Consider the following 7,770-nt stretch of genomic DNA (forward strand, 5'->3'; position numbering starts at 1 on the left):
GCCGAGGCGCAGGCCGAGGCGCGGATCCTGATGCTGTCGAGCAACAACATCCTCTCGCCCGCATCGGGCCGGCCGCTGGCGATGCCGAGCCTCGACATGGTGACCGGGGTCTTCCATCTGTCCCGCCTGGCCGAGGGGGCGCTCGGCGAGGGGCGGTCGTTCTCCAGCGTCGCCGAGGCGCAGATGGCGTTCGACGCCCGGGAGATCGCCCTTCAGGCGAAGATCAAGGTGCGGTTGCGGGACACCACCCCGCCGTCGGACTGGGTCCCGCCCGCCGACTGGGTCACCGGGGACGTGTTCACCCTGGAGACCACGTTCGGCCGTTGCCTGCTCAACGAGGCGCTGCCGGAGGGCTACCCCTTCATCAACGCCCAGCTGAACAAGAAGGCACAGGCCGCGATCGTCAACGACCTGGCTGAGCGGTACCCGAAGATCCAGGTAGCGGCGACCCTGGACGCCCTGAAGAGCGCCGGTTTCTACTGGGCCACCCGGTCCGGGGTCACCGTCGCGATCGAGGACGTCGTCGCGCCGCCGAACAAGGCCGAGATCCTCGACGACTACGAGCAGCGTGCCGACCGGGTCCAGAAGCAGTTCGACCGCGGCTTCCTGTCCGATGAGGAGCGCCGCAGCGAGCTGGTCCAGATCTGGACCGAGGCGACCAACAAGATCGCCGAGGCGATGGAGGAGAACTTCCCGGCGACCAACCCGGTCTACGTGCTGGTCAACTCCGGAGCCGCTGGAAACATGATGCAGATCCGGCAGCTCGCCGGCATGCGTGGCCTGGTCTCCAACCCGAAGGGTGAGATCATCCCGCGGCCGATCAAGGCGAACTTCCGCGAGGGTCTGACCGTGCTGGAGTACTTCATCTCCACCCACGGTGCCCGTAAGGGACTCGCTGACACCGCCCTGCGCACCGCGGACTCGGGGTACCTGACTCGGCGGCTCGTCGACGTCAGCCAGGACGTCATCGTCCGCGAGGAGGACTGCGGCACCGAGCGCGGCATCCTCACCCGGATCGCCCGCAAGGGCGCCGACGGGGTGCTGGTCCGGGACCGGTACGCCGAGACCTCGGCGTACGCGCGGACGCTGGCTTCCGACGCGATCGACGCGAACGGCGAGGTCATCGTGCCCGCCGGCACCGACGCCGGGGACGTCGCGATCAGCCAGATCATCGAGGCCGGCATCGAGCAGGTGCGGGTCCGCTCGGCGCTGACCTGCGAGTCCCGGATGGGAGTGTGCGCCCAGTGCTACGGGCGCTCGCTCGCCACCGGCAAGCTGGTCGACGTCGGTGAGGCCGTCGGCATCGTCGCCGCGCAGTCCATCGGTGAGCCCGGCACCCAGCTGACGATGCGTACCTTCCACAGCGGTGGCGTCGCCGGCGACGACATCACCCAGGGCCTGCCGCGTGTCGTCGAGCTGTTCGAGGCGCGCAGCCCGAAGGGCAAGGCCCCCATCACCGAGGTCTCCGGCCGGGTGAAGATCGAGGAGACCGAGAAGACCTTCAAGGTCGTGGTGGTGCCGGACGACGGCAGCGACGAGATCGCCTACCCGGTCTCGCGGCGTTCGCGCCTGCGGGTCCGCGAGGGCGACCACATCGAGGTCGGCAGCCAGATCGTCGACGGTGCCGTCGACCCGCACGAGGTGTTGCGCATCCTCGGGCCGCGCCAGGTCCAGCTCCACCTGGTGGACCAGGTCCAGGAGGTCTACCGGTCGCAGGGTGTGTCGATCCACGACAAGCACATCGAGATCATCATCCGCCAGATGCTCAAGCGGGTGAACGTTCTCGAGTCGGGTGACACCACCCTGCTGCCCGGTGAGCTCTGCGAGCGGGCCCGGTTCGAGGCGGAGAACCGTCGGGTGGTGGAAGCCAGTGGCCAGCCGGCCTCGGCCCGCCCGGTCCTCATGGGGATCACCAAGGCGTCGCTGGCGACCGAGTCGTGGCTGTCGGCCGCATCCTTCCAGGAGACGACCCGGGTGCTCACCGACGCGGCGATCAACGCCCGGTCGGACTCGCTCGTCGGCCTGAAGGAGAACGTCATTATCGGAAAGCTCATCCCGGCCGGCACCGGGATCTCCCGGTACCGCAACATCCGGGTCGAGCCGACCGAGGAGGCACGTGCGGCGATGTACTCCGTCGGTGCCTACGAGGACGGCGGCGTCGATTACGGCGCGTTCGGCACGGGCTCCGGCCAGGCGGTCCCGCTGGACGAGTTCGACTACCGCAGCTCGGGAGACTTCCGCTGAGCAGGTCGCGAGGCTGACCGAGCGGAGCTGACCAGAGCCCGACCGAAGCCCGATCGATCAGGACCGGCCCGGCGCCCTCACCAGGGTGCCGGGCCGGTTGCGCGTCCAGGTCCGGAGCCCGCTGGTGGGACGGCGCGCAGAGGCGAAAATCGGTAGGATAGGGGCAGGCACCTGCGGTGGCGGTGGAAGGTAGCGGCGGTGTGATTCTGACCGGCGACCACGACGACCTGAGTCGGTTGGCCGCGCCTTATCGGACAGTGGCCATCGAATCGCTCCCCGGCAGTTGACGTGACCGGGGCTGGCCGTTTTATGACCGGGTGGACCGAGATTCGCCGGGAGCGAATGATCTACGAGGATGAGGCCATTCTCGTGCTCGACAAACCCGTCGGCATCTCGGTTATGGGAGAGCGGCACGACACCGATCTCGTCACCCTCGCCGGGGATGACGGCGAGGAGCTGTTCCCGGTGCACCGCATCGACAAGGTCACCTCGGGCCTGGTGCTCTTCGCCCGGCAGTTGCGGTTCCACGGTGATCTCACCCGGCAGTTCCAGCGCCGCACGGTGGACAAGCGATACCTCGTCTTGACCCGGACCCGTGGACTGCCCGCCTCGGGGACCATTGATCTGCCGCTGAGCGTGGGGCGCAAGAGTCGGGTCCGGGTGGCGGCGAACCGGGCCGACATCATGGCCGGCCTGGCGGAGATGGCCCCCTTGGCGGAGGTTCCCCGGGCAGGGCTTGCCCCGACCGGCGCGGGCGTCGGACGATTCCGCCCGCCGCGGTGTTCTCCCACGTCCGGACATACCCGTCCGTCACGACCTTCATCCGGGTATGGGAGGGCGGTGAGTACACCCTGCTCGCAGTCACGCCGGTCAGCGGGCGGCGCCACCAGATCCGGGTGCATCTGGCCTGGATCGGGCACCCGATCGAGGGCGATCCGCTGTTCGGCCGGGGTGCTACCGCCCGCACCCTGCTGCACTCGTGGCGGCTCGCCTTCGATGCGGCCTGGGCCGGCGGCTCCCGCATCGAGGTCGAGGCGCCCCCCGGAGCCGACTTCTGGGCCCCGGTACGCGCGCATCTGCCGGCCGGCCCGGCGGCGGCCCTCCTCGGGAACGTGGCGGGTGGGTCAGGAATAGGCGGTTTCGCGTAGCTCGCCGTAGACCCGGACCAGGTCGGGCAGCTGATAGTGCGCGTTCAGGCCGCTCGGATTGGGCAGGAGCCAGATGCCGGCGGGTCCCAGGGTCTCCGCCTGGCGGCCGACCTTCGCGCTGCGGCGCCCGAACCCGATCCGGTAGGCGGCCAGGCCGAGGAAGGCCACCCACCGGGGCGAGACCCGTTCGACGAGTTCGGTGAGCCGGGGCACGCCGGCGCGGACCTCGTCATCGCTGATCTCGTCGGCGCGCGCGGTGGAGCGGTGGACGAGATTGGTGATGCTGATGCCCCGGCGGGCCAGTTCGTCGGTCTCGCTGGGATGCAGCCGGCGTGGGGTGAAGCCGGCGAGGTGCAGCACCGGCCACAGCCGGTTGCTCGGCGTGCCGAAGTGAAAGCCGGTGGCCCCGGACTCGAGGGACGGATTGATCCCGCAGAGCAGCACGACGGTGGCCGGGGCGACCAGGTCCGGGACGGTGGTCCCGTAGGCCGCGAGCAGCTCGTCCCGGCTCGGCCGGCGTCGGGCGGGGGCGGCCGCGAATCGCGCGCCGGCTGCGTCAGACATGTCCTCGCGGGCCTCCGATGCCGGTATCGTGCTGTCCCGTACAGCGTGCCAGTAGGTGCAGCGTGCCAGTACGTGGGGCCGTGCTGCTGCCCGCCTGTGCCGCTCGTCGAGTGCATGCGCTTGTCGAGTGCCATAGTGCGCGCGGGGTCTGCGGGGGATTTCGCCGGACACCCCCGTTCGACACCTGACGCGGGCGTGGAGTACTGTTAAGCCCTGTGGTCGGAGTCCACGTGGCTCCGGCGTGCGTCCTGCACTTCGATGTGGCGCCGTGGTGCTCGCTAGGTTGACGTAAAGTCACTATTCGGGTATCCGTCGGCGACTGTCGAGCTCGATTCCGCGAAGCGGACGGGCGGGCTGGCGTGCCCCTCACCGGAACTGGATTACCGCATCGAGGTTCCGGTCGAATGGCGCGACACGCCCGACCGCGTGGGTCGGAGAAGCCGCTCGAGGACACTCCGGTGGGTCGGGTGCGGACCACAGCAGCAGGGAGGCCGGCGTACCGGTCTGGTTGCCCAAGGCAGTACGACGAGGCGTGACAGGAACGGGAGCGGCGTTGCCCACGATCCAGCAGCTGGTCCGCAAGGGCCGGCAGGACAAGGTCGAGAAGACCAAGACCCCGGCACTCAAGGGAAGCCCTCAGCGTCGTGGTGTGTGCACCCGCGTCTACACGACCACCCCGAAGAAGCCGAACTCGGCCCTGCGCAAGGTGGCCCGGGTCCGGTTGAACAGCGGGATCGAAGTCACCGCCTACATCCCCGGGGTCGGCCACAACCTGCAGGAGCACTCGATCGTCCTGGTTCGCGGTGGCCGAGTGAAGGATCTTCCGGGTGTCCGGTACAAGATCGTCCGAGGCGCTCTCGACACGCAGGGCGTCCGTAACCGTAAGCAGGCTCGTAGCCGCTACGGCGCGAAGAAGGAGAAGGGCTGATGCCGCGCAAGGGGCCTGCGCCCAAGCACGCCGTGGTGGTCGACCCGGTGTACGGGTCGCCGCTGGTGACCGCGCTGGTGAACAAGGTGCTGTTGAGCGGTAAGAAGTCGGTCGCGGAGCGCATCGTGTACGGCGCACTCGAGGGTGCGAAGAACAAGACCGGCAACGACCCGGTCGTCACGCTCAAGCGCGCGCTGGACAACGTCAAGCCGACGCTGGAGGTGCGTAGCCGCCGGGTGGGTGGTGCCACCTACCAGGTTCCGGTCGAGGTTCGCGCCGGCCGGAGCACCACCCTCGCGCTGCGCTGGATCGTCGGCTACTCCCGGGCTCGTCGCGAGAAGACGATGACCGAGCGGCTGATGAACGAGCTCATCGACGCGAGCAACGGCCTCGGCGCCAGCGTGAAGCGCCGGGAGGACACCCACAAGATGGCGGAGTCCAACAAGGCCTTCGCCCACTACCGCTGGTGATCCGAGATGCCATCTGACGTACATTCCTTGCTGGCCAGGACCCGCAATATCGGGATCATGGCCCACATCGACGCGGGCAAGACCACCACCACCGAGCGCATCCTCTTCTATACCGGTGTGAACTACAAGATCGGTGAGGTCCACGAGGGCGGCGCCACGATGGACTGGATGGAGCAGGAGCAGGAGCGGGGGATCACCATCACCTCCGCGGCCACCACCTGTATCTGGCGCGACCACACCATCAACATCATCGACACCCCCGGCCATGTCGACTTCACCGTCGAGGTGGAGCGCTCGCTGCGGGTCCTCGACGGTGCGGTCGCGGTCTTCGACGCGGTCGCCGGAGTCGAGCCGCAGAGCGAGACGGTCTGGAAGCAGGCCGACCGTTACAACGTCCCGCGTATCGCCTTCGTCAACAAGATGGACCGGGTCGGTGCCGAGTTCCACCGCTGCGTGGAGATGATGATCGACCGGCTCGACGCGACGCCGGCCGTGATCCAACTCCCGTGGGGCGTGGAGGCCGACTTCCGCGGTGTCATCGACCTGGTCCGCATGAAGGGCCTCCTCTGGACGACCGAGGACAAGGGCGCCTCCTACGAGACCGTCGACATCCCGCGGGATCACCTCGAGGCCGCGCAGGAGTGGCGCGACAAGCTCCTCGAGACCGTCGCCGAGAACGATGACGAGCTCATGGAGCTCTACCTCGAGGGTGAGGAGCCCTCCACGGAGCAGCTCATCGCCGCCCTGCGCCGCGCGACCCTGGCGAGCAAGGTCAACCCGGTGCTGTGCGGTTCGGCGTTCAAGAACAAGGGCGTCCAGCCCATGCTCGACGCCGTCGTCGACTTCCTGCCGAACCCGCTGGACATCGGCGCCACCGTCGGCCATGCGGTCGGCGGCGAGGAGACCGAGGTCCGCCGGGAGCCGAGCGAGGACGAGCCGTTTTCCGCGCTCGCCTTCAAGATCATGAGTGACCCGTACGTGGGTAAGCTGACCTATATCCGGGTGTACTCCGGCAAGCTGACCGGTGGTTCGCCGGTGCTGAACTCGACGAAGGACCGCAAGGAGCGCGTCGGCCGGATCCTGCAGATGCACGCCAACCACCGGGAGGACCGGGAGGGCGTCGGCGCGGGACAGATCGTGGCCGTGGTGGGGCTGAAGAACACCACCACGGGTGACACGCTCTGCGACCCGAACGCCCCGGTGATCCTGGAGTCGATGACGTTCCCGGCGCCGGTCATCCACGTCGCGATCGAGCCGAAGACCAAGGCCGACCAGCAGAAGCTGGGCGCCGCCATCCAGCGCCTCGCCGAGGAGGACCCGACCTTCCAGGTCCGCACCGACGAGGAGACCGGTCAGACGATCATCGCCGGCATGGGCGAGCTGCACTTGGACGTGCTGGTCGACCGGATGCGCCGCGAGTTCGGTGTCGAGGCGAACGTCGGCAAGCCGCAGGTGGCCTATCGGGAGACGATCCGCCGCAAGGTGGAGAAGGTCGACTACACCCACAAGAAGCAGACGGGTGGATCCGGCCAGTACGCCCGGGTGATCATCAACCTGGAGCCCTCCGGCGGCGACGGCGGCGGCTACGAGTTCGAGAACAAGGTCACGGGTGGTCGCATCCCCCGGGAGTACATCCCCTCGGTGGATGCGGGCTGCCAGGAGGCCATGGAGTTCGGTGTGCTCGCCGGCTACCCGCTGGTGGACGTCAAGGTCACCCTGCTTGACGGCCAGTTCCACGACGTCGACTCGTCCGAACTCGCATTCAAGATCGCCGGTTCGATGGCGTTCAAGGATGCGGCCCGCAAGGCCGACCCGGTGCTGCTCGAGCCTCTGATGGCCGTTGAGGTCACCACCCCCGAGGGCCACATGGGTGACGTGATCGGCGACCTGAACTCCCGCCGTGGGCAGATCCAGGCGATGGAGGAGCGGGGCGGTTCCCGGATCGTACGGGCGCTGGTGCCACTGTCGGAGATGTTCGGCTACGTTGGTGATCTTCGGTCGAAGACCTCCGGCCGGGCGAGCTACTCCATGCAGTTCGACTCCTACGCCGAGGTTCCCGCGAACGTCGCCAAGGAGATCATCGCCAAGGCCCGGGGAGAGTGAACGCCCTCGCGGCGTGAGCAACACCCCTACCTGACTACACTGCACGACACCACCCGTCCTTGGAGGGACACCCGTGGCGAAGCAGAAGTTCGAGCGGACGAAGCCGCACGTCAATATCGGCACCATTGGTCACATCGACCACGGCAAGACGACCCTGACCGCGGCGATCACCAAGGTCCTGCACGACGCCTACCCGGACCTCAACCCCTTCACGCCGTTCGACCAGATCGACAAGGCGCCGGAGGAGAAGGCCCGCGGCATCACGATCTCGATCGCCCACGTCGAGTACCAGACCGACACCCGGCACTACGCG

Annotated in this window: 7 protein-coding genes and 1 pseudogene; 7 read left to right on the forward strand and 1 reads right to left on the reverse strand. The window is 68.2% G+C overall.

The window, feature by feature from the left end; translation table 11 throughout:
* The 3 genes and pseudogenes from AC08OU_RS00500 to AC08OU_RS00510 form a co-directional block, all read left to right on the forward strand.
* On the forward strand, positions 1 to 2,244 hold a 2,244-nt coding region (locus AC08OU_RS00500), incomplete at its 5' end, for a DNA-directed RNA polymerase subunit beta' (protein WP_476604075.1).
* 399 nt (positions 2,245 to 2,643) lie between these two features.
* Positions 2,644 to 2,844 (forward strand): annotated as a pseudogene (locus AC08OU_RS00505) (pseudouridine synthase); the annotation flags it as partial.
* A 179-nt stretch (positions 2,845 to 3,023) separates the two neighbouring features.
* Entirely contained in the window at positions 3,024 to 3,392 is a 369-nt protein-coding gene (locus tag AC08OU_RS00510) for a pseudouridine synthase family protein (RefSeq protein ID WP_476598556.1), read from the forward strand.
* Here AC08OU_RS00510 and mug read toward each other — a convergent pair.
* Positions 3,369 to 3,956 (reverse strand): G/U mismatch-specific DNA glycosylase, encoded by a 588-nt coding sequence (mug, locus tag AC08OU_RS00515; protein WP_462185685.1) that lies wholly within the window; start codon positions 3,954 to 3,956, stop codon positions 3,369 to 3,371. The genes AC08OU_RS00510 and mug overlap by 24 nt on opposite strands.
* A 553-nt stretch (positions 3,957 to 4,509) precedes the next feature.
* Here mug and rpsL point away from each other — a divergent pair.
* From rpsL to AC08OU_RS00535, 4 genes are all read left to right on the forward strand, one after another.
* On the forward strand, positions 4,510 to 4,884 hold the full coding sequence (rpsL, locus tag AC08OU_RS00520; protein ID WP_009740532.1) for a 30S ribosomal protein S12: 375 nt from the start codon (positions 4,510 to 4,512) through the stop codon (positions 4,882 to 4,884).
* Positions 4,884 to 5,354, forward strand: a complete 471-nt coding sequence (gene rpsG / locus AC08OU_RS00525) for a 30S ribosomal protein S7 (RefSeq protein ID WP_009740531.1) — start codon at positions 4,884 to 4,886, stop codon at positions 5,352 to 5,354. Before rpsL ends, rpsG begins: the two co-directional genes overlap by 1 nt.
* 6 nt (positions 5,355 to 5,360) lie before the next feature.
* Positions 5,361 to 7,457: an elongation factor G gene (gene fusA, locus AC08OU_RS00530; RefSeq protein WP_476598538.1), complete on the forward strand. Its 2,097-nt coding sequence runs from the start codon at positions 5,361 to 5,363 to the stop codon at positions 7,455 to 7,457.
* Between the two features lie 73 nt (positions 7,458 to 7,530).
* Positions 7,531 to 7,770: GTP-binding protein (locus AC08OU_RS00535; RefSeq protein ID WP_476604076.1), on the forward strand; the 240-nt coding region annotated here is incomplete at its 3' end.

Source organism: Frankia sp. CcMO1, from assembly GCF_977945845.1.